This is a genomic window from Mesorhizobium sp. Cs1321R2N1 (assembly GCF_037179725.1).
GTDB classification, from domain to species: Bacteria; Pseudomonadota; Alphaproteobacteria; order Rhizobiales; family Rhizobiaceae; genus Mesorhizobium; species Mesorhizobium salmacidum.
In genome coordinates this window covers 1-26,406 of sequence record NZ_JAPYKP010000075.1, presented here as the reverse complement: position 1 = coordinate 26,406, position 26,406 = coordinate 1, and the positions used below count along the sequence as shown (strand labels likewise).

At 63.8% G+C, this 26,406-nt stretch carries 24 protein-coding genes; 8 read left to right on the top strand and 16 right to left on the bottom strand.

The genetic code is table 11. The features are described from left to right. A partial coding sequence (locus O7A61_RS19145; RefSeq protein WP_337131133.1) for an aminotransferase-like domain-containing protein occupies positions 1-1,178 on the bottom strand: 1,178 nt, incomplete at its 3' end. Between the two features lie 314 nt (positions 1,179-1,492). Between O7A61_RS19145 and pgi the strand changes: the two genes are divergently transcribed. Both pgi and O7A61_RS19135 read left to right on the top strand, forming a co-directional pair. Continuing rightward, a complete protein-coding gene (gene pgi / locus O7A61_RS19140) occupies positions 1,493-3,136 on the top strand; it encodes a glucose-6-phosphate isomerase (RefSeq protein ID WP_337131132.1) in 1,644 nt (547 codons plus the stop codon). Positions 3,137-3,141: 5 nt separating this feature from the next. After that, the gene (locus O7A61_RS19135) at positions 3,142-3,864 is read left to right on the top strand and encodes an HAD family hydrolase (RefSeq protein ID WP_027142141.1); all 723 of its coding nucleotides are present in this window, start codon (positions 3,142-3,144) and stop codon (positions 3,862-3,864) included. Here the strand turns inward: O7A61_RS19135 and O7A61_RS19130 are convergent. Together O7A61_RS19130 and O7A61_RS19125 are read right to left on the bottom strand one after the other, a co-directional pair. Continuing rightward, positions 3,848-4,600, bottom strand: a complete 753-nt coding sequence (locus tag O7A61_RS19130; RefSeq protein WP_442921090.1) for a class I SAM-dependent methyltransferase — start codon at positions 4,598-4,600, stop codon at positions 3,848-3,850. The two genes, O7A61_RS19135 and O7A61_RS19130, sit on opposite strands and share 17 nt — an antisense overlap. Beyond that, complete coding sequence (locus tag O7A61_RS19125; protein ID WP_337131131.1) at positions 4,600-6,597, bottom strand: long-chain-fatty-acid--CoA ligase; 1,998 nt, start codon at positions 6,595-6,597, stop codon at positions 4,600-4,602. The genes O7A61_RS19130 and O7A61_RS19125 overlap by 1 nt, the downstream gene beginning before the upstream one ends. Before the next feature lie 468 nt (positions 6,598-7,065). Between O7A61_RS19125 and O7A61_RS19120 the strand changes: the two genes are divergently transcribed. The 5 genes from O7A61_RS19120 to O7A61_RS19100 all read left to right on the top strand — a co-directional run bounded on the left by O7A61_RS19120 (position 7,066) and on the right by O7A61_RS19100 (position 12,328). After that, positions 7,066-8,658, top strand: coding sequence for an ABC transporter substrate-binding protein (locus O7A61_RS19120; protein WP_337131130.1), 1,593 nt, complete (start codon positions 7,066-7,068; stop codon positions 8,656-8,658). Between the two features lie 50 nt (positions 8,659-8,708). Then, on the top strand, positions 8,709-9,716 hold the full coding sequence (locus O7A61_RS19115) for an ABC transporter permease subunit (RefSeq protein ID WP_027142137.1): 1,008 nt from the start codon (positions 8,709-8,711) through the stop codon (positions 9,714-9,716). 70 nt (positions 9,717-9,786) lie between these two features. Next, a complete protein-coding gene (locus O7A61_RS19110; RefSeq protein WP_246672893.1) occupies positions 9,787-10,641 on the top strand; it encodes an ABC transporter permease subunit in 855 nt (284 codons plus the stop codon). A 2-nt stretch (positions 10,642-10,643) separates the two neighbouring features. Continuing rightward, positions 10,644-11,501 (top strand): ABC transporter ATP-binding protein, encoded by an 858-nt coding sequence (locus tag O7A61_RS19105; RefSeq protein WP_337131129.1) that lies wholly within the window; start codon positions 10,644-10,646, stop codon positions 11,499-11,501. Next, complete coding sequence (locus O7A61_RS19100) at positions 11,498-12,328, top strand: dipeptide ABC transporter ATP-binding protein (RefSeq protein WP_337106117.1); 831 nt, start codon at positions 11,498-11,500, stop codon at positions 12,326-12,328. The genes O7A61_RS19105 and O7A61_RS19100 overlap by 4 nt, the downstream gene beginning before the upstream one ends. A gap of 236 nt (positions 12,329-12,564) precedes the next feature. Here the strand turns inward: O7A61_RS19100 and O7A61_RS19095 are convergent, their stop codons facing one another. From O7A61_RS19095 to O7A61_RS19080, 4 genes are all read right to left on the bottom strand, one after another. Beyond that, positions 12,565-13,827: a cysteine desulfurase-like protein gene (locus O7A61_RS19095; RefSeq protein ID WP_337131128.1), complete on the bottom strand. Its 1,263-nt coding sequence runs from the start codon at positions 13,825-13,827 to the stop codon at positions 12,565-12,567. Positions 13,828-13,962: 135 nt separating this feature from the next. Further along, on the bottom strand, positions 13,963-14,637 hold the full coding sequence (locus O7A61_RS19090; protein ID WP_027142133.1) for an amino acid ABC transporter permease: 675 nt from the start codon (positions 14,635-14,637) through the stop codon (positions 13,963-13,965). A 164-nt stretch (positions 14,638-14,801) separates the two neighbouring features. Further along, positions 14,802-15,599, bottom strand: a complete 798-nt coding sequence (locus O7A61_RS19085) for an ABC transporter substrate-binding protein (protein WP_337131127.1) — start codon at positions 15,597-15,599, stop codon at positions 14,802-14,804. 419 nt (positions 15,600-16,018) lie between these two features. Then, complete coding sequence (locus tag O7A61_RS19080) at positions 16,019-16,795, bottom strand: HpcH/HpaI aldolase family protein (protein ID WP_337131126.1); 777 nt, start codon at positions 16,793-16,795, stop codon at positions 16,019-16,021. A gap of 120 nt (positions 16,796-16,915) precedes the next feature. Here O7A61_RS19080 and O7A61_RS19075 point away from each other — a divergent pair, with 120 nt between their 5' ends. Further along, positions 16,916-18,007, top strand: coding sequence for an LLM class flavin-dependent oxidoreductase (locus tag O7A61_RS19075; protein WP_337131125.1), 1,092 nt, complete (start codon positions 16,916-16,918; stop codon positions 18,005-18,007). Between the two features lie 23 nt (positions 18,008-18,030). Here O7A61_RS19075 and O7A61_RS19070 read toward each other — a convergent pair whose 3' ends face one another. The 9 genes from O7A61_RS19070 to O7A61_RS19030 form a co-directional block, all read right to left on the bottom strand. Then, positions 18,031-18,426, bottom strand: coding sequence for a RidA family protein (locus O7A61_RS19070; protein ID WP_337131124.1), 396 nt, complete (start codon positions 18,424-18,426; stop codon positions 18,031-18,033). 72 nt (positions 18,427-18,498) lie between these two features. After that, on the bottom strand, positions 18,499-19,647 hold the full coding sequence (locus O7A61_RS19065; RefSeq protein ID WP_337131123.1) for an acyl-CoA dehydrogenase family protein: 1,149 nt from the start codon (positions 19,645-19,647) through the stop codon (positions 18,499-18,501). 120 nt (positions 19,648-19,767) lie between these two features. Further along, positions 19,768-20,580, bottom strand: a complete 813-nt coding sequence (locus O7A61_RS19060; protein ID WP_337131122.1) for an enoyl-CoA hydratase family protein — start codon at positions 20,578-20,580, stop codon at positions 19,768-19,770. Continuing rightward, positions 20,577-21,047 (bottom strand): MarR family winged helix-turn-helix transcriptional regulator, encoded by a 471-nt coding sequence (locus O7A61_RS19055; RefSeq protein WP_027142126.1) that lies wholly within the window; start codon positions 21,045-21,047, stop codon positions 20,577-20,579. Before O7A61_RS19055 ends, O7A61_RS19060 begins: the two co-directional genes overlap by 4 nt. Continuing rightward, entirely contained in the window at positions 21,041-21,814 is a 774-nt protein-coding gene (locus tag O7A61_RS19050; RefSeq protein WP_337131121.1) for an SDR family NAD(P)-dependent oxidoreductase, read from the bottom strand. Before O7A61_RS19050 ends, O7A61_RS19055 begins: the two co-directional genes overlap by 7 nt. After that, positions 21,811-24,105 carry a bifunctional salicylyl-CoA 5-hydroxylase/oxidoreductase gene (locus O7A61_RS19045; RefSeq protein WP_337131120.1) on the bottom strand — a complete coding sequence of 765 codons (2,295 nt, stop codon included), beginning with the start codon at positions 24,103-24,105 and terminating at the stop codon, positions 21,811-21,813. The genes O7A61_RS19050 and O7A61_RS19045 overlap by 4 nt, the downstream gene beginning before the upstream one ends. Positions 24,106-24,246: 141 nt before the next feature. Further along, positions 24,247-24,846, bottom strand: coding sequence for a VOC family protein (locus O7A61_RS19040; protein WP_337131119.1), 600 nt, complete (start codon positions 24,844-24,846; stop codon positions 24,247-24,249). 80 nt (positions 24,847-24,926) lie between these two features. After that, a complete protein-coding gene (locus O7A61_RS19035) occupies positions 24,927-25,763 on the bottom strand; it encodes an ATP-binding cassette domain-containing protein (RefSeq protein WP_337131118.1) in 837 nt (278 codons plus the stop codon). Beyond that, a partial coding sequence (locus tag O7A61_RS19030) for an ABC transporter ATP-binding protein (protein ID WP_337131117.1) occupies positions 25,756-26,406 on the bottom strand: 651 nt, incomplete at its 5' end. The genes O7A61_RS19030 and O7A61_RS19035, both read right to left, overlap by 8 nt.

Below are 26,406 nucleotides of genomic sequence, written 5' to 3'. Positions count from 1 at the left end.
AGCCGCCGCACCAGCGCTTCGTGATGGCCGAGCGACAGGAACAGCGCCACGGCGCGCTGGTTGTTCGCCGGCGGATGGCGCAGCATGAAGCGGCGCAGCGCCCTGAGTTCGGCGATTAGTCCAGCCGACGCCACGATGTAGCCAAGCCGCAGGCCGGGGGCCAGCGTCTTCGACATCGAGCCGACATAGACGACGCGGCCGGAACGGTCGAGGCTCTTCAGCGCCTGCTGAGGCGCCTCGTCGAGAAGCTGGCTGTCATAGCCGTCCTCGATGATGATCTGGTTGTGCCGGTTGGCGCGCGCCAGAAGATCCTGCCGCCGCTCCGCCGACAACGGCACCATGGTCGGGCAATGATGGCTCGGCGTGACAAACACGAACCCGGAATCATTGGGAATAGAAGAGGTTACGATGCCGGACTGGTCCACCGGCACCGGCTCGATATCGGCGCCCGCGAGCCGAAAGATCGAGCGCGCGTCGGGGTAGCCCGGATCCTCCATCGCCACTTTCGAGCCCTTGGTCATCAAGAGCGAAGCGAGCATATAGAGCGCGTTCTGGGCGCCCAGCGTGACGATGATCTCGTCGGGATTGGCGAAGATACCGCGCCTGGGCAGCAGCCGTGCCTGAATCTGCTCGATCAGCAGCGGATCGTCGCGGTCGACCATGTCGGACGCCCAGTTGCGGATCTCCAGCACGGCCAGCGCCATGCGGTTGCACTCGCGCCACTCGGCGGTCGGGAACAGCGCCGGGTCGAACTGGCCGTAGACGAAGGGGTAGGACGACTTGATCCAGTTCTCGTGCTTGGCCGGCGGCGGCATATCGCTTGCCGCGATCTGCCGGCGTGCCTTCCAGTCGATCTCATTGGCTTGGTCGGGCGCCTTCTGGTGCGGCTTGGCCGGTGTCGCCAGCACGTCCGGATTGACGAAATGACCGCGCCGCTCGCGCGCCACCAGGAAACCCTGGTCGACGAGCTGCTGGAAGGCCAGCACCACCGTTCCGCGCGCCACGCCGAGTTTTTCGGCCAGGATGCGGCAGGAAGGAAGCGGCATCGAAGCGGCGATCTGGCGGTCGAGAATGGCGGCCACGATGGCTTGGCGGATCTGCGCCTGCAGGGTCTGGCCGGATTCAGCCGAAATCCGGAACAGGCCGGACCATATCGCCGTGTCGTTTCTCTGTGGCATGGAAGATGTTCCTCGATGGCCAGCCTTTTTTGCTTGGCTGGACCAGCCGAACGTAACCGTGGCACAAGGGGTTGCGCCAATCAATTTTTCTGATCTTTGGGATTTATGCCAGTGATCCTTCAGGCCCGAAACACAGGACGCTGGCGCCTCGCTGCTCGATACCTGTCGATACATTGTGTCATCGCATCGTGATGCGCTGCGTCATCGCCGCGTATTGACCGCATGGAATTCGGCTCAATAGTTTCGGCGCGACGACACGCGCCGGAAACATCCGGTCTGATATGGTGCGTCTAAAACGCCAGGAGTCCCCGCCAGTGGATCAGTCAGCCTTCCAGAAACAGCTTGCCGCCTTGCGAGATCATCGCGCCGCCGCACCTGGCGACATGCGCCAGGTCTTCGCCGCCGATCCGCAGCGCTTCAAGACATTCTCCGCTACCGATGGCGACCTCCTGCTCGACTGGTCGAAATGCGCCGTCGACGCGGCGACCATGGGGCTCCTGGAAAAGCTCGCCGCCGCCGCCGATCTCGAAGGCCGCCGCGCCGCCATGTTCGCCGGCAAGAAGATCAACGTCACCGAAGACCGTGCCGTTCTGCACACGGCATTGCGCAATCTTAGCGGCAAGGGTGTCACGGTCGACGGCCAGGACGTCAAGGCGGATGTCATTTCCGTGCTCGACGCCATGGGCGCCTTCGCCGATGCCATCCGCTCCGGCAAGGCGACAGGGGCCACCGGCAAGAAGATCACCGACATCGTCAACATCGGCATCGGCGGCTCGGACCTTGGTCCGGCCATGGCGACGCTGGCGCTCGCGCCCTATCATGACGGCCCGAACGCGCACTACGTCTCCAACATAGACGGCGCCCATATCCACGACACGCTGAAGGGGTTGTCCGCCGAAACCACGCTGTTCATCATCGCCTCCAAGACCTTCACCACGGTCGAGACAATGACCAATGCGCAGACGGCACGCGACTGGGTGCAGAAGGCGCTCGGCAAGGAGGCCGTGGGCAAGCATTTCGCCGCCGTCTCGACCGCGCTCGACCTGGTGGCCACCTTCGGCATCGAGCAGGATCGCGTCTTCGGCTTCTGGGACTGGGTTGGCGGCCGCTATTCGCTGTGGGGCGCGATCGGCCTGCCGGTCATGATCGCCATCGGCCCGCGCAATTTCCGCGCCTTCCTCGACGGCGCGCACGAGATGGACGAGCATTTCCGTACCGTGCCGCTCCGGAAGAACCTGCCGGCGCTCCTGGGGCTTGTCGGCTGGTGGCACCGCGTGATCTGCGGCTATCCGGCCCGCGCGGTCATCCCTTATGACCAGCGCCTGTCCAGGCTGCCGGCCTATCTGCAGCAGCTCGACATGGAATCGAACGGCAAGAGTGTCACCCTCGACGGCACGCCGGTGACGACGCCGACCGGACCGCTGGTGTGGGGGGAACCGGGCACCAACGGTCAGCACGCCTTCTTCCAGCTGTTGCACCAGGGCACCGACTTGATCCCCGTCGAGTTCCTCGCCGCCGCCGTCGGCCATGAGCTCGATCTCAAGCACCAGCATGATCTGCTGCTCGCCAACTGCCTGGCGCAGTCGGAAGCCTTGATGAAGGGCCGCACGCTTGAAGAGGCGCGCGCGCAGATGCTGGCCAAGGACATGAAGCCGGCCGACGTCGACCGTATCGCGCCGCACCGCGTCTTCTCCGGCAACCGGCCCTCGGTGACCATCCTCTACCGCAAGCTCGACCCGCGCACCTTCGGCCGGCTGATCGCGCTTTACGAGCACCGCGTCTTCGTCGAGGGCACGCTGTTCAACATCAACTCCTTCGACCAGTGGGGCGTCGAACTCGGCAAGGAACTGGCCACCGGCCTCCTGCCTGTCGTGGGAGGCAAGGAAAGTGCCGCCAAGCGCGATGCATCGACCGCTGGCCTTGTGGGATACATCCACCAATTGCGTGGTTCGGAGTGAAAAATTTGGCAGACATCAAGGGCATATTGTTCGACAAGGACGGGACACTTGTCGATTTCAACGCGACCTGGCTCGGCGTTGCCGATTTCATGGCCATGGACGCAGCCGAGGGCGACCGCTGGAAGGCCGACAGGTTGCTGGCGGCCGCCGGTTTCGATTTCGCCAACCGGCGCTTCAAACCCGATTCCATCTTTGCCTCCGGCACCAATCTCGATGTCGTCGAACTGTGGTTTCCGCGCTTGTCCAACGAGGACCAGATGCTGGCCGTCGCCCGCTTCAACGAGATCACTTCGGTGCAGGGCTCGGCGATGGCAGTGGCGCTGCCCGATATCGTCGACACGCTGGCTCTGCTGCACAAGCGATCCTACCGGCTTGGCGTGGCCACCAACGATTCGACCAGCGGCGCGGAGAAGACCTTGGTCACGCTGGGCGTCGCGCAACTGTTCGATGCCGCCTATGGTTATGACGCGGTGGCGAACCCCAAGCCAGCCCCCGACACCATCCAGGCCTTTTGCGATCTTACCGGGCTGAAGCCGGCGGAGATCGCCATGGTCGGCGATAACCGTCACGATCTCGAAATGGCGCGTGCCGGCGGCTGCGGCCTCGCCGTCGGCGTGCTTTCCGGCACCGGCACCCGCGAATCGCTGGCCGAGATCGCCGACGTCATCCTGGATTCGGTTGCCGACCTGCCGGATCTCCTGTCGGCGCGGGTCAAGGAGACGGCCTGATCGCCAGGACGAGGGACTGTTCGGTTTCGAGGCGAAAGACACCACTCGGCTTCAGCGTGGCGTCTTTCGCGTCGCCGAAATCCGGCACCTTGTATTCGGCAAGCAGCCGCAGCCGCGACCGCGGCAGATAGGCCCGGCCTGGATCGCCGACGAGGACCTCGATGCCGGCGGCGAGGCAGCGGTCGAGGAAAGGCATCACCCCCAAGGCGACTTCCTGCCCGTAGAACACGTCGCCGGCGAGCACCAGGTCCGCGGCGGGCGGCGACCCCGTGGTGATGTCGTTGCCCATTATCGTGATCGTGACGTCGTTGGCCGCTGCGTTCAGCGCGATCGCGGCAATGCCGTTGCGGTCGATCTCGGCGGCTATCACCTCACGCGCGCCGGCTTTCGCGGCGGCGATGCCGACAAGGCCGGACCCGGCTCCGAGGTCGAGCACGCGGCGACCGGCGACGATCTTCGGATGGTCTAGGATATAGCGCGCCAGCACGGCGCCGCCGGCCCACGCATAGGCCCAGTAGGGCGGCTGCGGTTTCCGCGTGTCATCGCGATCCTCTTCAGGGTCGACGAGGCGCCTCAGCCCGCTGCCCGGGTGAGCGGTGTACAGCTGGATTTCGGGAAGCGCCGGTACCGGGACGAGGCGCATATTCGCCTTGATGAACGCTGCCGGGTCGAGGCGGAGGTGCCGGCCCGGCAAATCGTTGTCCGGCGCCTCGCCGTCGGCATGACTATCACCCACTACTCGCGCAAAGCCCGCCGCAGGATCTTGCCGACCGGCGTCTTCGGCAATTCGGTCCTGAACTCGATGTGTCTGGGACGCTTATAGCCGGTCAGGTTCTCGCGGCAAAAGGCGGTGATGGCTTCGGCGGTCAGGGCCGGATCCTTCTTGACGATGAACAGCTTCGGCACTTCGCCCGAATGCTCGTCCGGCACGCCGATCGCCGCCACTTCGAGCACGCCGGGATGCGCCGCCACGACCTCCTCGAGTTCGGTCGGATAGACGTTGAAGCCGGAAACGAGGATCATGTCCTTCTTGCGATCGACGATCTTGGTGTAGCCGCGTTCGTCCATGAAGCCCATGTCGCCCGATTTGAAGAAGCCGTCCTCGGTCATCACCTTGGCGGTCTCGTCCGGCCGGTTCCAGTAACCCGCCATCACCTGCGGTCCCCTGATGCAGATCTCGCCGACTTCGCCGAGCGGCACGTTGTTGCCGTCGTCGTCGCGGATGGTGATTTCGGTCGAGGGCAGCGGCAGGCCGATGGTGCCGGTGAAGTCGCCGGAACTGAATTTGTTGGCCGTCGCCACCGGCGAGGTCTCCGAAAGGCCGTAGCCTTCGCTGATCGGGCACCCGGTCAGCGCCTTCCAGCGCTCGGCGACGCCTTTCTGCACCGCCATGCCGCCGCCCAGCGTCAGCAGCAGCGGCCCGAAGTCGAGCTTGCGGAAGTCCTCATTGTTCAAGAGCGCATTGAACAGCGTGTTGAGGCCCGGAAAGATATGGATCGGATATTTGCCCATTTCCTTGACGAAGCCGGGAATGTCGCGCGGATTGGGGATCAGTATGTTCTGGCCGCCCATTTGCATGCCCATCAGCGCATTCACCGTCAGCGCGAAGATATGGTAGAGCGGCAATGCGCAGACGAGGTTGAGATGCGCCGGCTTTGGCTTGACCGTGTAGGCGTCCTGCAGCCACAGCGCATTCTGCGCGACATTGGCCAGCACATTGCTGTGCGAGAGGGTCGCGCCTTTCGAGATTCCGGTGGTGCCGCCGGTATATTGCAGGAAGGCGACGTCACTGGTGGCCACCGTGGCCGGCTTGAAAGCCATGCCGCGGCCAGCCTTCAGGGCCGCATTGAACTTGACATGATCGGGCAATGACCAGGCCGGCACCATTTTCTTGACGCGGCGCACGACCAGATTGACGATCGAGCCCTTCAGGCCGCCGAGCAGGTCGCCCATGGCGGCGACCATGACATGCTTGACCGAGGTCCTGGCGACGACCACCTGCAAGGTGCTGGCGAAGTTTTCGAGGATGACGATGGCCTGCGCCCCGGAATCCTTGAGCTGATGCTCCAGTTCGCGCGGCGTGTAGAGCGGATTGACGTTCACCACCGTGAAGCCGGCGCGGGCGACCGCCATCATCGCCACGGGATACTGCAGCACGTTCGGCATCATCAGGGCGACGCGCGCCCCCTTCTGCAATCCGGTGGACTGCAGATAGGCACCGAAGGCCGCCGATAGCTGTTCGAGTTCAGCGTAGGTGATGGACTTGCCCATGCAGGTGAAAGCCGGCTGACCGGCGAACTGCTTGCAGGCGCCAACGAGGAAGTCGCCGATGGAACTGTAGGGAAGGGCGCCGATCTCGGCCGGCATGTTCTTGGGATAGCTGTTGAGCCATGGCTTTTGCGGCAGGCCGGCGGCGAGTTCGGTGAGCGCCTTCGGCAGCCGCTGGCTGGCCGGGGTCGCCGGTTTCGATACAGGTGCAGCCTTCGCTGGTGGCGAACTCTTCGTCGTTCCGGCCTTGCCCGGTCCGGCCTTGGTCGCGGATGCTTTTGCCGACGCGGCTTTCGTCGCCGGCTTCTTGCCGTTACTGGCAGTGGCCGCTGCTTTCGCCGTGGGGGTGCTCTTGGCGGGTTTGGCCGCCGCCTTCGCGGCTGCGGCTTTGCCTTGCCCACCGGCCGCTGGGTTCGAGACCGCCTTGGCCGACGCCTTCACTGGCGCCTTCGATGCTTTTGCCACCCGTTCCTCCTCGACAACCCTGGTCGTCTGTTTCTCGTTGGCCTGCGCCGCGCCGCCTCCGGATTGATGGAGACGTCCTCCGCTGCCGCCAGCATGTCCACCTATGTATTGCCTCTATCGGCGGCGGTGCAAGTCTTGCCCTTGCGGCAAGACCCCGAAAGATTTGCCGTCGGAAATCGTTCCCGCCCGCTGTACTTGGAACCGGCATTTTTTCGCATCGAGCCCGGATGAAGACGGCGCGCGGCACCCTTGGTGCCGGACGTCGGATCAATAAAAAAATGCGGTCGTTAATAATATCGTGAATAGAAAAAACTGCTAATTTTTTCTGCCATTTAGCAAAATCGCGGATTTTTTTCCTGCTTCCCGCGGGGTAAGCAAACGGGGTGTTCCAAAGCCGGAAAAACGGTGCTTATATGCGCGCTTCGCGAGCCTGATAGAGGGGCTTGGAAGAACATCAGGGAGTGCTCAATGAAGAAGAAATTGACTTTTGCAGCCGCGTTGCTGGCTGCAAGCGTCCTGGGCGGCGTGGCCAACGCGAAAACTCTGGTCTATTGCGCGGAGGCGTCGCCAGAAGGTTTCGATCCGGCGCCGTACACTGCGGGACAGACGTTCGATGCGTCCTCGCGTACCGTTTTCAACCGCCTCGTCGAATTCGATCACGGCAAGACCTCGGTCTCGCCCGGCCTGGCTGACAGCTGGGCGATTTCCGACGACGGCAAGGAATATACTTTCAAGCTGCGCAAGGGCGTCAAGTTCGCGCCCACCGACTACTTCACCCCGACGCGCGACCTGAACGCCGACGACGTGGTGTTCTCGTTCGAGCGCCAGGTCGACAAGAACGGCCCCTGGTTCCAGTACATACCGGGCATTGCCTATCAGTATTATAATGATCAGTTCGGCGACAACATCACCAAGGTCGAGAAGGTCGACGACCTGACGGTGAAGTTCACCCTCAAGGAGCCGGCGATCACCTTCATTCCGACGCTGGGCATGGATTTCGCCTCGATCGTCTCGAAGGAATATGCCGACAAGCTGCAGGCCGACAAGACGCCTGAATTGTTCAACCAGAAGCCGGTCGGCACCGGCCCGTTCATCTTCGTCGACTACCAGACCGACGCCGCCATCCGCTACAAGGCCAACCCGGACTATTGGGGCGGCAAGCAGAAGATCGACGATCTGGTCTTCGCCATCACCACCGATCCGGCGGTGCGCGCGCAAAAGCTGAAGGCGGGCGAATGCAACATCATGTCGTATCCGGCGCCGGCCGACATCGCCGGCCTGCAGGCCGATCCGAACCTGACGGTCGCGGAGCAGGAAGGCCTCAACGTCGGCGCTCTGATGTACAACACCCAGCAGAAGCCGTTCGACGACGTGCGCGTTCGCAAGGCGCTCAACATGGCCATCAACAAGAAGGCCATTATCGACGCCGTGTTCCAGGGCGCCGGCCAGGTGGCGATCAACCCGATCCCGCCGACCATGTGGTCCTACAACAAGGACGTGAAGGACGATCCGTACGATCCGGACGCGGCCAAGAAGATGCTTGAAGAGGCCGGCGTCAAGGACCTCAAGATGAACGTCTGGGCCATGCCCGTGTCGCGTCCGTACATGCCGAACGCGCGCCGCACCGCCGAGCTGATCCAGGCCGACTTCGCCAAGGTCGGCGTCACCGTCAACATCGTCAGCTATGATTGGGGTGAATACCTCAAGCGCGCTTCGGCGGTCGACCACGACGGCGCCGTCATCGTCGGCTGGACCGGCGACAATGGCGATCCGGACAACTTCCTCGGCGTGCTCCTGAGCTGCGCTTCCGTCGGTTCGAACAACCGCGCGGAATGGTGCAACAAGGACTTCGATGCGCTCATCAACAAGGCCAAGACCGTTTCCGATCAGGCCGAGCGCACCAAGCTCTACGAACAGGCACAGGTCATCTTCAAGGAGCAGGCACCGTGGGCGACGCTCGCCCACTCCAAGGTGTTCATGCCGATGCAGAAGACAGTCTCCGGCTTTGCGATGGATCCGCTCGGCATCCATCGCTTTGACGGCGTCGATATCGCCGAATAAGGTTCGCGAAACGGGGCGGCGCCACAGGGCGCCGCCCCACCTCGCCCGCCATGCTGCGTTACATCCTCGGCAAGCTCGCCCTCATCATCCCGACCTTCATCGGGATAACCATCCTCGCTTTCGGCTTCGTGCGCATCCTGCCCGGTGATCCGGTGCTGGTGCTTGCGGGCGAACGTGGCCTGTCGCCCGAACGCCACACGGCGCTGATGCATCAGTTCGGTTTCGACCTGCCGATCTGGCAACAATATCTGACCTATCTGACCAACATCCTCAGCGGCGATTTCGGCACCTCGTTTTCCACCAAGACGCCGGTGCTCAAGGATTTCCTGGTGCGGTTCCCGGCGACGGTCGAACTCGCCATTTTCGCCATGATCTTCGCCATCATCTTCGGTGTCGCCTTCGGAATTTTCGCCGCCATCCGCCGCGGCTCCTGGTTCGACCAGCTGACCATGGGCACCGCGCTCGCCGGCTATTCCATGCCGATCTTCTGGTGGGGCCTGCTGCTGATTATCGTCTTCTCCGGTACGCTGCACTGGACACCGGTCTCGGGCCGCATCGACCTTCTTTACTTCTTCAAGCCGGTGACCGGCTTCATGACCATCGATTCCCTCATCTCGGGCCAGAAGGGCGCCTTCCGCTCGGCGGTGTCGCACCTCATACTGCCCACCATCGTGCTCGGCACCATTCCGCTGGCGGTCATCGCCAGGCAGACGCGCTCGGCCATGCTCGAAGTGCTGGGCGAGGATTATGTACGCACCGCGCGCGCCAAGGGCTTGGCGCCGCGCCGTGTCATCGGTCTGCATGCCTTCCGAAATGCGCTGATCCCGGTCGTCACCACCATCGGCCTGCAGGTCGGCACGCTGCTCACCGGCGCCATCCTGACCGAGAGCATCTTTTCTTGGCCGGGCATCGGCAAGTGGATGATCGACGCCATTTCCAAGCGCGACTATTTCACCGTGCAGGGCGGGTTGCTTTTGATCGCGCTGATCGTCATGTCGGTGAACCTTATCGTCGACGTGCTCTATGCCGTCATCAACCCGCGTATCCGGGCGAATTGACATGACCAATGAAGGCCCAGCCGCCATCGAAGCCGCGACCGTCGTCGAGCCGCAGGACGCGCGGCTGCAGATGTTCGGCGAATTCTGGCACTATTTCTCGATCAACAAGGGCGCGGTGATCGGTCTCTTCGTCTTCGCCCTGCTGATCCTGATCGCCATCTTCGCGCCTCTGCTCGCCCCGCATTCGCCGGACGATCAGTTCCGCGACTTCTTCCTGACGCCCCCGGCCTGGCAGACGGGCGGCAACGCGCAGTTCCTGCTCGGCACCGACGCTGTCGGCCGCGATATGCTTTCGCGCCTGATCTATGGCTCGCGCTTCTCGCTCGCCATCGGCTTCGTCGTCGTCACCACGGCGCTGATCTCCGGCGTCATCCTCGGCCTGCTCGCCGGCTACTGCCGTGGCTGGGTCGACACGCTGATCATGCGCATCATGGACATCATCCTGGCCTTCCCGTCGCTGCTGCTGGCACTGGTGCTGGTCGCGGTGCTCGGCCCTGGCCTCGTCAACGCCATGATCGCCATCGCCTTCGTGCTGCAGCCACACTTCGCCCGGCTTACCCGCGCCGCTGTGATGGCGGAGAAGACCCGCGAATATGTCGTCTCGGCCAAGGTCGCCGGCGCCAGCCATCTCAGGCTGATGCTGGTCACCATCCTGCCCAACTGTATCGCCCCTCTGATCGTGCAGGCGACGCTGTCCTTCTCCAACGCCATCCTCGAGGCGGCCGCACTCGGCTTCCTCGGCATGGGCGCGCAGCCGCCGACACCCGAATGGGGAACGATGCTCGCCGAAGCGCGCGAGTTCATCCTGCGCGCATGGTGGGTGGTGACCTTTCCCGGCCTCGCCATCCTGATCACCGTCTTTGCCATCAACCTGATCGGCGACGGCCTGCGCGACGCCCTCGACCCCAAGCTGAAGAGGTCGTGAGCATGTCCCTGCTTGAGATCAAGAACCTTACCGTTTCCTTCGACACCGCCGCCGGACCTTTCATGGCCGTGCAAGGTATCGATCTTTCGGTCGAGCAGCGCGAGGTGCTGGCGATCGTCGGCGAGTCCGGCTCCGGCAAGTCGGTGTCGATGCTGGCGGTCATGGGGCTGTTGCCCAACACCGCGACGGTCAAGGCCGACCGCATGGCCTTCGATGGCGTCGACCTGTTGAAGCTCAGCCCGTCCGAACGCCGCAAGATCGTCGGCAAGGAGATCTCGATGATCTTCCAGGAACCGATCGCCAGCCTCAACCCGTGCTTCACGGTTGGCTTCCAGATCGAGGAGGTGCTGCGCTTCCACATGGGCATGGACCGCGCCCAGCGCCGGGCTCGCGCCATCGAGTTGATGAAGCTGGTCGGCATTGCCGATCCGGAAGAACGGCTGAGCTCGTTTCCGCATCAGATGTCCGGCGGCCAGTGCCAGCGCGTCATGATCGCGATCGCCATTGCCTGCAATCCGAAGCTCTTGATCGCCGACGAGCCGACGACGGCGCTCGACGTCACCATCCAGAAGCAGATCCTCGATCTGCTCGTCTCGCTGCAGGCCAAATACGGCATGGGCCTGATCATGATCACCCACAATATGGGCGTGGTGGCCGAGACCGCCGATCGCGTCATCGTCCAGTACAAGGGCCGCAAGATGGAAGAGGCCGACGTGCTGTCGCTGTTTGAATCGCCGAAGAGCAATTACACCCGCGCGCTGCTGTCGGCGTTGCCGGAAAACGCCGTCGGCGACCGGCTGCCGACCGTTTCCGACATGCTGTTCGAGCCTGCCCCCTCGGCAGCGGGAGCCTCGGCATGAGCACCACGGTCCTCGAAGGCAAGAACATCGTTCGCGACTACCATATCGGCGGCGGCCTGTTCACCGGGCCGCGCACGGTGCATGCGGTCAAGGGCGTCTCCTTCACGGTGGACAAGGGCAAGACGCTCGCCATCGTCGGCGAAAGCGGCTGTGGCAAGTCGACGCTCGCCCGCATCATCACCCTGATCGATCCCGCGACGTCGGGCGAATTGTTCATCGACGGCAACAAGGTCGATATCGCCAAGGGCGGATTGACCAGGGAGATGCGCCGCAAGGTGCAGATCGTCTTCCAGAACCCTTACGGATCGCTCAATCCGCGCCAGAAGATCGGCGACGTGCTGGGCGAACCGCTGCTGATCAACACCGACAGATCGGCCGCCGAGCGGCGCGACCTCGCCATGAAGATGCTGAAGAAGGTCGGCCTCGGTCACGAGCACTACAACCGCTATCCGCACATGTTCTCGGGCGGCCAGCGCCAGCGCATCGCCATCGCCCGCGCGCTTATGCTCAACCCGAGCCTCCTGGTGCTCGACGAGCCGGTCTCCGCACTCGACCTGTCGGTGCAGGCGCAGGTGCTCAACCTGCTCGCCGACCTGCAGGATGAATTCCAGCTGACCTATGTCTTCATCAGCCACGACCTTTCGGTGGTGCGCTACATCGCCGACGATGTGATGGTGATGTATTTCGGCGAGGCCGTCGAATACGGCTCGCGCGACGAGGTCTTTGCGGACCCCAAGCACAGCTACACCAGGACGCTGTTCGCCGCCACGCCGCGCGCCGATGTCGCCAGCATTAAAGCGCGGTTGGCGAAGAAGAAGGCGGCCTGACGTCTCTTTGTCATCCTAGGGCGGAGCGACGCCAAGCGTTGCGTAGACCCTAGGATCCATGCCGTTATCTCAGCCGTAAGGTGCAGCGGAGCAGATTCTGCACCGTTGCAACACCTGCATATCACGGCATGGATCCTATGATCTGCGCCGCGTCGCTTCGCTCCTTGCTTCGCCGTAGGATGACGACATCGAGGTAACCCCGACTCCCACGGGAAGGTTCCGACCAAGGTCCGAGGTCACGACAACTTCGCAATGATTGCCCGCAGCGCCTCGCCGAACTTGTGGATCTCCTCGACCGTGTTGTAGTGCACCAGCGAGGCGCGGATGGCGCCGCTGTCCATCGACAGGTTGAGCCGCTTCATCAGCCGCGGTGCGTACATGTGGCCATCGCGGATGCCGATCTGCATCTCGGCCATTTCCTCGACGATCCGCTGTGGCGACAGCTTGCCGATGTTGAAGCAGAAGGTCGGCACGCGCTCGTTGATGCGGGCTTCGTCGGCGACGCCGTAGATGGTCGCGCCGCAACCCTTCAGCACGCCTATCATCTCGCTCGCCAGCACCAGCTCATAGTCGCGGATGGCGCCCATGCCGGCGACGATGTTCTCGCGCCGCGAGCGGTTGTTGGAGGGCGCGAGATTGCGGCCGATCAGTTCCAGATACTGTACGGCGGCATCCATGCCCGACACGTTCTCATAGATGAAGGTGCCGGCCTCAACCTTGTAGGGCGGCTCGTCCGGAATGAAATCCTCGCGGAAGGTCGGCAAGCGTTTCAGCGTTTCGAAGCGGCCCCACAGGAAGCCCATATGCGGCGAAAAGTTCTTGTAGCCGGAGCAGACGAGATAGTCGCAGTCCCAGGCTTGCACGTCGATCAGTCCGTGCGGTCCGTAATGCACGCAGTCGAGAAACACTTCGCCGCCGGCGGCATGCGCGACTTTCGCGACGGATGCGACGTCCACGATCGAACCGATCGAGTGTGCGGTGACCGTGCAGGCGACAAGACGGGTGCGGTCGGAGACCAGCGGACGCAAATCGTCGACATGCAGATTTCCGTCCTCGCGCATGCGCCACCACTTGAACTTGGCGCCCGCGGATTCCAGCGCCAGCCAGGTGGCGATGTTGGCATCATGGTCCATGTCGGTGATGACGATCTCATCGCGCTCTTGCAGCATCTGGCCGACGCCGAGGCTGACCAGGCGGATGAAGGAGGTGGCGTTCATGCCGAAGCAGATTTCCGCCGGGCTGTAGGCATTGACCAGCAAGGCGACGCTTGTCCGGGCGTCGGCGACCGACTGGTCGACGGTGACGCTGCGGCCATAGCGGCCGCCGCGCTGGACATTGTGCGAGACCAGGTGGTTGGTCACCGCGTCGAGCACGCTCTGCGGGATCTGCGCGCCGGCGGCATTGTCCATGAAGATGAAATCGCCGGCCCGTTGCAGGGCAGGAAACATGGCGCGGATGGTGTCGACGGGGAAGCCGCCGGTGGCCTGGGGATTGCTCAAGAATATCTCCTGCGAAGTGCTTGCGGTGAGTGGCTAGAGCAATTCCAGGAAAAGTGCGTAGCGGTTTTCCGTCCGGAATTGCGTGAAAACAAAGAGTTGGGGCGGTTCGGGGATTCCAACAAACACTGAACCGCTCTAGCGGGCTTTCTCGTCCTTGAAGCGGGCTTCAAGCAGGCTGACGAGGCGAACCATCGGCCAAAGGAAGATGAGGTAGACCAGGGCCGCGCCGATCAGCGGCGAGGGATTGGCGTAGAGCGACTGTGCGTTGGTCGCTTCCTTGAGCAGTTCCGGCAGGGCCACGGTGGAGGCCAGCGAAGTGTCCTTGAACATCGAGACGCAGTTGCTGGTCATCGGCGGGATGACGACGCGCACCGCCTGCGGTAGCACCACCTTGCGTAAGGTCAAAAGGAACGGCAGGCCAAGCGCCTGCGACGCCTCGAACTGGCCGCGCGGAATGCTCTCTATGCCGGAGCGGAACACTTCGGCCGAATAGGCCGACATGATGATGGCGAACGCGGTCACCGCCGACGCCCAGGACGACAGGCGAATGCCGAGGAAAGGCAGCGCGTAGTAGATCAGGATCAGCACGACGAGAACCGGCAAGGCGCGGAAGACGTCGGTGTAGCCGACCGCCAGCCAGCGCAGCGGCTTCGGCGCATAGAGCCGCAACAGGCTGATCACCAGGCCGATGGGAATGCCGATACCGATGCTGAGCAGGCCGAGCAGCAGCGTGTTCAGGAAGCCGCGCAGCAACGCCGGCAGGCTCGACGCGATGACGTCGGCGTTGAAGAAAGTGTCGATCAGCGACATCAGGGCATTCCCGAACGGTGTTGCGTCATCTGACGCCAGGGCCCGACCCGGAATATCAAGATCGGCTTTGCCGAACGGATGCTGGTCCCGGGAAGGCTATGCGTGAAAACGGGACGTGCCGACCCCTTTCGAGCCGGCACGCCTTTCGTCCTGTCGGCCGACGCTCAGGCCTTGGGCAGCGGCATTTCCTTGACGGTCGAGGAATCAGCCGGGGCGTCGCTGCCGAACCACTTCTTGTGGATCGCGGCCAGCGTGCCGTCCTTCTTCATCGCCGTCAGCGCGTCGTTGAGCTTGCCGAGCAACGGATGATCCTTGGTCATCATCAGGCCGTACTGCTCGCCGGTCTTGATGCGCTGCTTGACCTTCAGGTCCTTCATCTTGGTGAAGGAATATTCCATGCCGGGAATGTCGCTGACGGCGGCGTCGACACGGCCGGCGCTGAGGTCGAGCAGCAGGTTCTGCTGCGTGTCATAGCCCTTCACGTCGCTGAAGCCGTCGGCTTCCTGATGCGCCTTGACCCAGGTCTCGCCGGTCGAGCCCGAGAGCACGCCGACGATCTTGCCCTTGAGGTCCGCCTCGGTGTTGACCGCGCTGTCGGTCTTGGTGGCGATGCCCATGTCGGAATCATAGTAGGGCTGAGTGAAGGACTGCGACTTCAGCCGCTCCGGCGTGATTGTGATCGAGGAGATGGCGACGTCGATGCGCTTCGACGTGGTCGCGGCGAACAGCGCCTGGAAGCCGAGATCGGCGATGTCGGTGGTCATGCCGACGCGCTTGGCCGCCTCGTTGACGATGTCGACCTCAAAACCCTCGAACGTGCCGCTCTCGTTCTTGTATTCGAAGGGCGGATTGGTCGGGTAGGCGCCGACATTGAGCACATCGGTGGCATAGGCGGTTGCCGGCCCGGCGGCGATGCCGATTGCCGCGGCGAAAAGGATGAGATTGCGACGGGTCAGGTTCATTGGTGGTCTCTCTGGGGTGTTCCCTCTGGTTGTTGATCGGGCGGGGCTGTCCCGCACGGTTTGTTGCCGTCCCGCCTCCCAGCGGGGCGTCAATTCATGGTGGCGACCATGCGCTCGAGCGCGGACGCGATCTGGTCGCGATCGCATGCGTGTTCACGCGCGCGGCAAGGTTGGCGATGGTCTCGGTGTGCGGGTTCCTGGGCGCACGCATCGCAAGCGTAGCGCGCGCTGGACGATGACTGGGGCAGCACAAACGACAAGGACTGAAACCCCTCCTACCCGGAGCAGAATGATGAATGCCCGGAAACCCTCCAGCCATACGGCCGCCATTGATCTTGAATGCTTATCCAAAGTGCCGCGCTTTTCAAGGCAAAAGTTTTAAGCTTAAAAAAGTTGCTCGGCTGCTGCTCGGCTAGGCGCTAGCGCGGGTCTTCCCGCGCCAGTTCGGCCTGGGCGGCCGCATGATTGGCCGCGGCGCCCGCACCGAGAAACATCGTGTCGCTGGCCAGCACGAAAAAGCTGGCGCCGACGGCTGCCCATTGGCCGACGGTCTGCGGGCTGGCGCAAAATATTCCGGAGGTCTTGTCGTGCGCGATCGTCACGCCGATGATCCTGCGGATCGCATCCGCGAGCTTCTCGGCGCCCTTCGGTCCGATCGCATCGATCGACACGGAAAGATCGCCGGGTCCGACGAAGACCACGTCGACGCCCTCCACTGCGGCGATCGCGTCGATGTTGGCCAACCCTTCGACGGTTTCGACCTGGATCGCGACGACGGTCCGCTCATTGGCGCCAGCCAGGTATTCGGGAATGCGATAGCCATAACCGGCCGCGCGGCCGGGTCCGACACCGCGCTCGCCTCGTGGCGGATAGCGCGACGCTTTCACCGCCATTGCCGCCTGTGCCGGTGTCGAGACGCGAGGCACCAGCACGCCTTGCGCGCCACTGTCCAATGCCGCCTGGATGGCTTCGGGCGCATGGCCGGGAACGCGCACCATCGCCGGCACGCGATGCACATCGGCGGCGCGTACCATGCTCTCGACCATCTCGCGCGAGATCTGGGCATGCTCCCAGTCAATGCAGAGGAAGTCGAGGCCGGACAACGCCATCACCTCGACTGCGACGGGGTGAGGAATGGCGGCGAAGGAGCCGACGAGACTGCTCTTGCCGATGCATTTCTGGCGGAACTCGCTCATGCCTATCCCTTTTCTCATCCCTCCAATTGATATCGGCAAACCAGTGCGAGGCGAAGCTATTTCATGCTTGAAATATTTTCGCGGAGCCGTAGCGTGCGATCTTCGCCGGGAGGTCGCGACATGAACAAGGCACATCCGTTGCACGGCTCCAACAAACTGAAGCTTGGCGTCTTCTCGACCAACGCCGACGGTGGCCTTGCCATATCGGATGTGCCGGAGCGCTGGACGGCAAGCTGGCAGGACAATCTGACGGCAGCCCAGATCGCCGACCGCGCCGGGCTGGAGTTCCTGCTGCCGATCGCCCGCTGGCGCGGCTTTGGCGGCCGCAACAAGGTGCGCGAGTGGTCGTTCGAGACCTTCACCTGGGCGGCGGCGCTCAGCATGGCCACCGACCGCATCGGCCTGTTCATGACCGTGCATGTGCCGCTGGTGCACCCGCTCTATGCCGCCAAGGCGCTGGCGACGGTCGACCACATCAGCCAGGGCCGTGCCGGCCTCAACATCGTCTGCGGCTGGAACCCGAAGGAATTCGGCATGTTTGGCACGCCGCTGGTCGAGAAGGGTTACGACCAGGCGGCCGAATGGATTGAAATTCTGGAGAAGCTCTACGCATCGGCGGAGCCGCTCGACTATGAAGGCACCTATTATCACCTCAAGGAGGCGGTCAGCCGGCCGGCCAGCCTGCAGGTTCCACGCCCGGTGACCATGAACGCCGCTTTCGGCGGCCCGGGCCGCGATTTCGCCGCCGCCAGATGCGATTATCTGTTCACGACCTTTTCCGAGATGGGCGATGCCGGCAAGCATGTCGCCGACATCGGCGAACGGGCCGACAAGGTTGGCCGGGAGGTCGGCGTCCACACCGTGGCCCATGTCGTCTGCCGCCCGACCATGGAAGAGGCGCAGGCCTACTACACACGCTATGCCGTCGATCTGGCCGACCACGAGGCGGTCGATGCGCATATGGCCGGCAAGAAGGAATTCTCGCAATCGCACGACCCGCATGCCTATGAGCGCTATCGGCAGCGTTTCGCCGGCGGCGCCGGCACCTATCCGCTGGTTGGAACGCCGGAGACGATTGCCGCCGAGATGGCCGCCATTGCCGCGCACGGCTACCAGGGCATTGCGCTATCCTTCGTCAACTACACCAGGGAATTGCCCTATTTTTGCGACCACGTGCTGCCGTTGCTGAGGCAGGCTGGGCTTCGCGAATAAAATATTCCGGAGAGACGAATTCTTTATTCCGGAACGACGGCGGTCGCCTGGATCTCCACCTTGGCGCGGTCCTCCACCAGCGCCACCACCTGCATGGCGGCCATCGCCGGAAAATGCCGGCCGATCACCTCGCGATAGGCCTCGCCGATCCCCTTGAGGTTACCGAGATATTCGGCCTTGTCGGTGAAATACCAGGTCATCGAGGTGATGTGCCGTGGCTCCGCGCCGGCCTCGGCCAGCACCGCGACGATGTTCTGGAGCGTCTGCCGCACCTGGCCGGCGAAATCGTCGGTCTCGAACTGGCATTGCCCGTTCCAGCCGACCTGTCCGCCGACGAAGACGTGCCTGCCGCGCGCCGCCACGCCGTTGGCGTAGCCGACCGGTTTTGCCCAGCCTTCCGGCTGCAGGATCTCGTGCATGTCGTCTCTCCGCCTATCCAATATCGGGTCCGCAATATCCGCGTTTCAAAACAATCCATCAACGCGACCTGTTCAGGCCGCGCCCATCACTTGCCGCGCGATCACCACCTTCTGCACGTCCGATGCTCCCTCATAGATGCGCAGCGCGCGGATTTCGCGGTACAGGCTCTCGACGATGTGGCCTTTGCGGACACCGTCGCCGCCATGCAGTTGCACCGCTTTGTCGATCACCTCCTGCGCCTTGTCGGTGGCGAACAGCTTGGCCATCGCCGCCTCGCGCGTCACCCGCGCCGCGCCCATGTCCTTGGTCCAGGCGGCGCGATAGACCAGAAGGGCCGCCGCATCGACGTCGAGCGCCATGTCGGCGATATGGCCCTGCACCATCTGCAACTCGGCCATCGGTGCGCCGAACAATTTGCGCTCGGCGACGCGCTTGATGCTTTCATCGAGCGCGCGGCGGGCAAAGCCGAGCGCCGCCGCGCCGACCGTCGAGCGGAACACGTCGAGCACCGACATGGCGATGCGGAAGCCGTCGCCCGGCTTGCCGATCAGCGCCGAGGCAGGCAGCCGGACCTGGTCGAACGAAAGCCGCGCCAGCGGATGCGGCGCGATCACTTCCAGCCGTTCGGCAATACCGAGGCCCTTGGCGTCGCCCGGCACCAGGAAGGCGGAAAGCCCCTTGGCGCCCGGTGCCTCTCCGGTGCGGGCAAAGACGACATAGAGGTGGGCGATGCCGCCATTGGAGATCCAGGTTTTTTCGCCCGTGAGAACGTAGCCGTCGCCATCGCGGGTCGCCGTCATTTCGGTATTGGCGACATCCGAGCCAGAGCGCGGTTCTGACAGGGCAAACGCTGAGATCGCCTTGCCGGCGCGGGTCTTCGAAAGCCATTGCCGCTGGTCCGGCGTCCCGAACAGGCTGAGTGCACCGGTGCCCAGCCCCTGCATGGCAAAGGCGAAGTCGGCCAACCCATCGTGGCGAGCCAGCGTCTCGCGCGTGATGCACAAGGTGCGTACGTCGAGCGGTCCAGGATTGTCGGTATCGAGCGCCGTCGGCTTCAGCCAGCCATCCTTGCCGAGCTTCGCCACCAGCTCGCGGCAGGCGGCGTCGACGTCATGATGATCGACGGGAAGGTTTTTGGCGCACCAGGTGTCCAGGTGCTCGGCGAGCTCGCGATGCCGGTCCTCGAAGAACGGCCAGTTGAGGAAGGAACGGTCAGGCATTTGTGCCTCCGCGGTACTTCAAGACCTGCGCTCTACGGCGCCCCCCTCTGTCCTGCCGGACTGTCCGGCAGGACAGAGGGGGGCGTTGTCCCGCCACCCTCTCCGACAGAACGCCCATCCTCAATTCCCCTCGAACACCGGCTTTTCCTTGGCCACGAAAGCCAGGTACGCCCGCTCGAAATCGCGCGTCTGCATGCAGATAGCCTGCGCCTGCGCCTCGGCCTCGATCGCCTGGTCGAGGCCCATCGACCATTCCTGGTTGAGCTGCGTCTTGGTGATGCCGTGGGCGAAGGTCGGGCCGGAGACGATGCGGGCCGCCATCTCCAGCGCGTCGGCCTCCAGAGCCGCGGCATCGACCAGCCTGTTGTAGAACCCCCAGCGCTCGCCTTCCGTAGCCGTCATGGTTCGGCCCGTGTAAAGCAGTTCGGCGGCGCGGCCCTGGCCGATGATGCGCGGCAGGATCGCGCAGGCGCCCATGTCGCAGCCGGCAAGGCCGACACGTGTGAACAGGAAGGCTGTCTTGGCATCCGGCGTGGCGATGCGGATGTCGGCGCTCATGGCGATGATGGCGCCGGCGCCGACCGCCACGCCGTCGACCGCCGCGATGATCGGCTTGCCGCAATTGAGCATTGCCTTGACAAAATCGCCGGTCATGCGGGTGAAGGCCAAGAGCTGCTTCATGTCCATCTTGACCAGCGGACCGATGATGTCGTGGACATCGCCGCCGGAGCAGAAATTGCCGCCATTGGAGAGGAACACCACGGCGTCGACGTCCTCGGCATAGACGAGATCGCGGAACGTGTCGCGCAGCTCGGCATAGCTATCGAAGGTCAGCGGGTTCTTGCGCTCCGGCCGGTCGAGCCGGACCCTGGCGATCCGGCCCTCGACTTCCCACAGGAAATGCTTCGGCTTGAGGCCGGCCATTGCAGTCATTCGCGTCCCTCCCAGTTGCTGCGGAACGAGGTCAGCATGCCGGTCAGTCGGTGCGCATCCTCCTCGCTGACCTTGCCCAGCAATTCGCCGATCCAGCCCTCATGCGCCGCGGCGATGGTGGCAAAGGACTTCGTGCCTTCCTCGGTCAACCGCACCATCGAGGTGCGGCGGTCGCCATTGCGGCGGGCCCGGGCGACAAGTCCTTCCGACACCAGCCGGTCGACAATGCCGGTGACATTGCCGTTGGACACCAGCAGGAAGCGCGACAGGTCGCTCATCAGCATGCCTTCCGGCGCCCGGTAAAGCGCTGCCATCACGTCGAAACGCGGCAGCGTCGTATCGAATTCCTTCTTCAGGCGCTCGCGCAATTCGGCCTCGATCGTGCGTGAAGCCCGCAGCAGCCTTATCCAAAGACGCAACCGGTCCTTGCCGGGACCCGATGGCACGGGCAGGGGGCCGGCTACCATGTTTCACCTCCCGAGATCGAAATCGCCTGTCCAGTGATCGACGCCGCCGCATCGCCACACAACCACAGCACGGCTTCGGCAATCTCTTGCGGCTGGATGAAGCGGCCTTGCGGGTTGGTCGAGACGAGGCTGGCTCGCGCCTCGCCAGCCGAGCGGCCGGTCTTTTCGATGATGCGCTGGATGGACTCCTCCAACATGTCGGTCTCGACGAAGCCCGGACACACCGCATTGACGGCGACGCCGGATTTCGCCGTCTCGGCGGCCAGCGCCCGCATCAGGCCGACGACGCCATGTTTGGCCGCCACATAAGGCGCGACATAGGCGTAGCCTTTCAATCCAGCGGTCGAGGCGATGAAGACGATGCGACCTGCCTTGCGCGCGGCCATGCCGGCCAGCGCCGGCCTCACCGTCAGGAACGCCCCGGTCAGATTGACGTCGAGCGTTCGCTGCCAGTCGGCCAGGGCGATCTTGTGCGCCGGCGTGCTGCCGGCCATGCCGGCATTGGCAACGACGATGTCGAACGGTCCGCGCGCGGCCTCCGCCATCTCGTAAAGCGCCGCCATCGCCGCCTCACTGGTGACATCTGCGACGATGCCATGGATGCGGCCGTTTTCGCCGGCAACCTTGGTGAGCTCAGCTTCGCGGCGCCCACAAATGGTCACGTCGATACCAGCCGCGGCCAAAGTGAGCGCGATGGCCCGGCCGACGCCGGATCCGCCGCCGGTGACCAGCGCGTGCTTGCCGGGAATCGTTGTCGCGGCCGTCATACTTTCAGCCCCGCAGCGGCGTCACGCTCGGCCAGCCGGTAGAGCTGATCGCGCCCGGGCAGATAGGGATCCGGCCATTTGACGCCACGGTCGCCGAGCGTCACCGCCGCATGCAGCATCCAGTAGGGATTGGCGAGATGCGGCCGTGCCAGCGCCACCAGATCGGCGCGGCCGGCCATCAGGATCGAATTGACATGGTCGGGCTCGTAGATGTTGCCGACCGCCATCGTCGCCATGCCGACTTCGTTGCGGATACGGTCGGAGAACGGCGTCTGGAACATGCGTCCATAGACCGGCTTGGCGGCAACCGACGTCTGGCCGGCCGAGACGTCGCATATATCGACGCCGGCCTCATGCAGCATCCGCGCGATCTCGACGGCGTCCGCCGGCGTCACGCCTTCGATACCGACCCAATCATTGGCCGAAATGCGCATCGAGATCGGTTTTTCCGCCGGCCAGGCGGCGCGCACCGCGTGGAAGATTTCCAGGGGATAACGCAGGCGGTTTTCCAGCGAACCGCCATAGGCGTCCGTGCGCTGGTTGGTGACCGGCGTAATGAACGACGACAGGAGATAGCCGTGCGCGGCGTGGATCTCGAGCATGTCGAAGCCGCAGCGATCGGCCATTTCGGCCGAGGCAACGAATTGATCGCGCACCAAATCCATGTCGGCGCGGTCCATCGCCTTCGGCACCTGGTTCTCAGGCGACCAGGCGACGGCCGATGCCGCCATGACAGGCCAGTTGCCCGAGGCCAGCGGCACGTCGGTGCCTTCCCAACCGACGCGGGTCGAACCCTTGGCGCCGGAATGGCCGATCTGGGCACAGATCTTCGCTTCGGTTTCGGTATGGACGAAATCGACCAGTCGCTTCCACGCCACCTCATGTTCGGGCGCGTAGAAGCCGGGGCAGCCGGGCGTGATGCGCCCTTCCGGGCTGACGCAGGTCATCTCGATATAGACGAGTCCCGCACCGCCCTTCGCCCGCTCGGCATAATGGGTGAAATGCCAGTCGGTCGGGCGGCCGTCGACGGCCTTGTACTGCGCCATCGGCGAAACGACGACGCGGTTGTTGAGGACCATGTCGCGCAGCTTGAACGGCGCGAACATCGGCGCCCGGCGCAGCCTGTTGCCGCCGGCACCGGCCTGCCGCTGGAACCACTCTTCCGCGCCGCCCAGCCACTCGGCATCGCGCAGCCGCAGATTCTCGTGGCTGATGCGTTGCGAACGGGTCAAAAGCGAATAGTTGAACTGCACCGGATCGAGGCCGAGATAACGCTCGACCTCCTCGAACCATTCCAGCGAATTGCGCGCCGCCGACTGCAGCTTCAGCACTTCGGTACGGCGGGCGTCCTCATATTTGCGGAAGGCGGCCTCGAGATCCGGTTCGGTCTCGACATAGTCGGCCAGCGCCACCGCACTCTCCAAGGCGAGTTTGGTGCCGGAGCCGATCGAGAAATGCGCCGAGGCCGCGGCGTCGCCCATCAGCGCCAGATTCTTGTAGGACCAGCGCTCGCACAGCACGCGCGGAAAATTGATCCAGGCCGAGCCCCTGATATGGTTGGCGTTGGTCATCAGCGCGTGGCCGCCAAGATGTTTGGCAAAGATGCGCTCGCACACCGCGATGGACTCCTGCTGCGACATCGCGCCGAAGCCGAAGGCGGCCCAGGTCTGTTCGCTGCATTCGACGATGAAGGTCGCGGTATCGCTGTCGAACTGGTAGGCATGCGCCCACACCCAGCCATGCTCGGTCTTCTCGAAGATGAAGGTGAAGGCGTCGTCGAATTTCTGGTTGGTGCCGAGCCAGACGAACTTGCATTTGCGCGTGTCGATGTCGGGCTTGAAGATATCGACGAAGCTGTTGCGCGCCCTGGAGTTCAACCCGTCGGCGGCGACGACCAGGTCGTGCGTCTCCATATAGGGTTTTGGGTCGGCGATGTCGGTTTCGAACATCAGCTTGACGCCGAGTTCGCGCGCGCGGCGCTGCAAGAGAACCAACAGCCGCTTGCGGCCGATGCCGCAGAAGCCGTGGCCTGATGAGACCGTGCGCACGCCGTCATGAATGACGGCGATGTCATCCCAATAGGCAAAATGCTTCTTGATCCAGACGGCGCTGACAGGATCGTTCTTCGCAAGATTATCGAGCGTCTCGGCCGACAGCACGACGCCCCAGCCGAACGTGTCGTCGGCGCGATTGCGCTCGAAAACCGTCACGTCGTGCGCGGCGTCCCTCAGCTTCATCGAAATGGCAAAGTAGAGGCCGGCTGGTCCGCCGCCGAGAACCGCAACCTTCATCTTTGCGATCTCCTCTTCGCTTGCTATGCCTCAGTATCGCGCCGGAGGTAAGATATTTCAAGCTTAAAGTTTTATGTCGAAATGATTATGCGGCCTGGGTGGCGCGCTTGCCGTGACGTCCTGCAAGCGCGCCTCGAGGGATCATTTCTCCGGATTCTTCGGGCTCCACAGCACGGTCTCGGCCGTCTTCTCATAAGCCATGCCAGAGGGGTAACTGATCGCTTCCAATTGCAGGCCCCAAGGTGCCTGGAAATAGAGGATGGTCTGGCCGGCGGCTGGCCCTTCCTTGACCGGCAGCGGCCCCATCCTTGTCTTGACGCTCTTGCCATCGAGATAGGTTTTCGCGGCGGCGACATCATCGACATAGAAGGCTATGTGGAAGCCGCCAATGTCGCTGTTCTTCGGTGTCAGGTCCTTCTGGTCGGGCGCGGTGTATTTGAACAGCTCGATGTTCGATCCATAGCCGCAGCGGACCATGGTGACCTGCTCGATGACAGCTTTCGGATCGACGCCGAGCAGGTCTTGCATGAAGGTGCCCTTGTCGTCGGCGAACGGTCCGAACGACATCGCCTTCTTGCAGCCGACGACCTCGGTGAAGAAGTCGACCGCCTGCTTCATGTCGGGAACGGTGATGCCGGTATGGTCGTGGCCGCGCATGCCGGGGATCGAATCCGCCGAGGCCATGCCGGCACTACCAAGGATAGCAGCAGCAAGCGCTGCAATTGCGATTGTGGTCTTCATGTCAGTCCTCCTCCATTTGGCGGGACTTGATCCTTTTCCAGTCGCACGTCCGCGGCCCGCTTCTCGGCGTACGTTCGCATTCATGTCGGCGTTTTGCCGGCGGAAGGGATGTCCAGCCAGCCCGCATCGATTTCCGGCAGCGGAATGGCTGCGATGAGGTCGCGCGTGTAGGCCTGCCGCGGCTTGTCGAACAAGGCATCGGTGGCGCTCGCCTCGACGATGCTGCCCTCGCGCATGACGATCACCTGTTGGCAAAGCCGCCGGATCACCGACAGATCGTGGCTGATGAAGGCGACCGTCAGGCCCATCTCCGCGGCAAGCTTCTCCAGCAAGGTGAGGATCTGCGCCTGCGTCGAGACGTCGAGCCCGGAGACGATCTCGTCGGCCAGCACGAATTTCGGCGACAGCGCCAGCGCGCGTGCGATGCCGACGCGCTGGCGTTGGCCGCCCGACAATTCGTGGCGATAGCGGCTGGCGAAGCTCTGCGGCAGGCCGACGCGTTGCAGTGCCTCGGCGACGCGCGCTTTCAGATTGTCGCCAAGCCCGTTCTGCCTGAGCGGTGCGGCGATGATGCTGGCAATGGTGCGGCGCGGGTTGAGCGACGACATCGGATCCTGGAAGATCATCTGCAGGTCGCGGCGCAGTGGCCGCAGTGCCGCTTCCGGCAGATGGGTGATGTCACGGCCCTCGAAACGGATGCTGCCGGCGCTCGGCTCCAGCAGCCGCACCAGCGCGCGGCCGAGCGTCGATTTGCCGGACCCGGATTCGCCGACGATGCCGGTCACCGAGCCGCTGGGTAGGTCGAAATCCAGGCCTTTCAGAATCTCGGCCAGCGGTGCGCGGCCGATCAGCGGCTTGCGCGTCATGTCGGGCAGCGCGACCTTCAGCCCGCGCACGGAAAACAGCGGCTCAGCCATGCGGACGCCCCCAGGCCTGGTCGGCGGAAGCGATCTCGGCGGCAAGTCCGGCCAGCACCGTCTCGTCCACGGGTTTCAGCGAAGCGAACGGATCGGTGTAGCGCGGCGTCGCAGCCATCAGTGCCCGCGTGTAGGGGTGCCGAGGTGCCGCGAAGAGATCAGCGGTCTCGGCTTCTTCCACCACCTTGCCGGCGTAGAGCACCGACACTTTCTGGCTGATCTTGGCGACGACGCCGAGATCATGGGTGACGAACAGGATCGCGGTGCCGTGCTCGCGCTGCAACGCGGCGATCAGCCGAAGGATCTGCTTCTGCACGGTGACGTCGAGCGCCGTGGTCGGCTCGTCGGCGACGATCAGCCGTGGCTCGGCGGCGAAGGCGGCGGCGATCAGCACGCGTTGGCGCATGCCACCGGACAGTTCGTGCGGATAGCTCTTCAGCACGCGGTCGGGGTCGCGGATCTGCACCTCGTCCAGCAATTGCCGGATACGCCGATCGGCCTTGTCGCCGCTCCAGCCGAGGATGCGCACCAGCCGGTCGGTCATCTGCGGGCCGATGCGGCGCGAGGGGTTGAGCGCGGTCAGCGGATCCTGCGGGATCAGCGCCGTGCGCGCGCCGATCAGCGTGCGCCTCGCCTTGGGCTG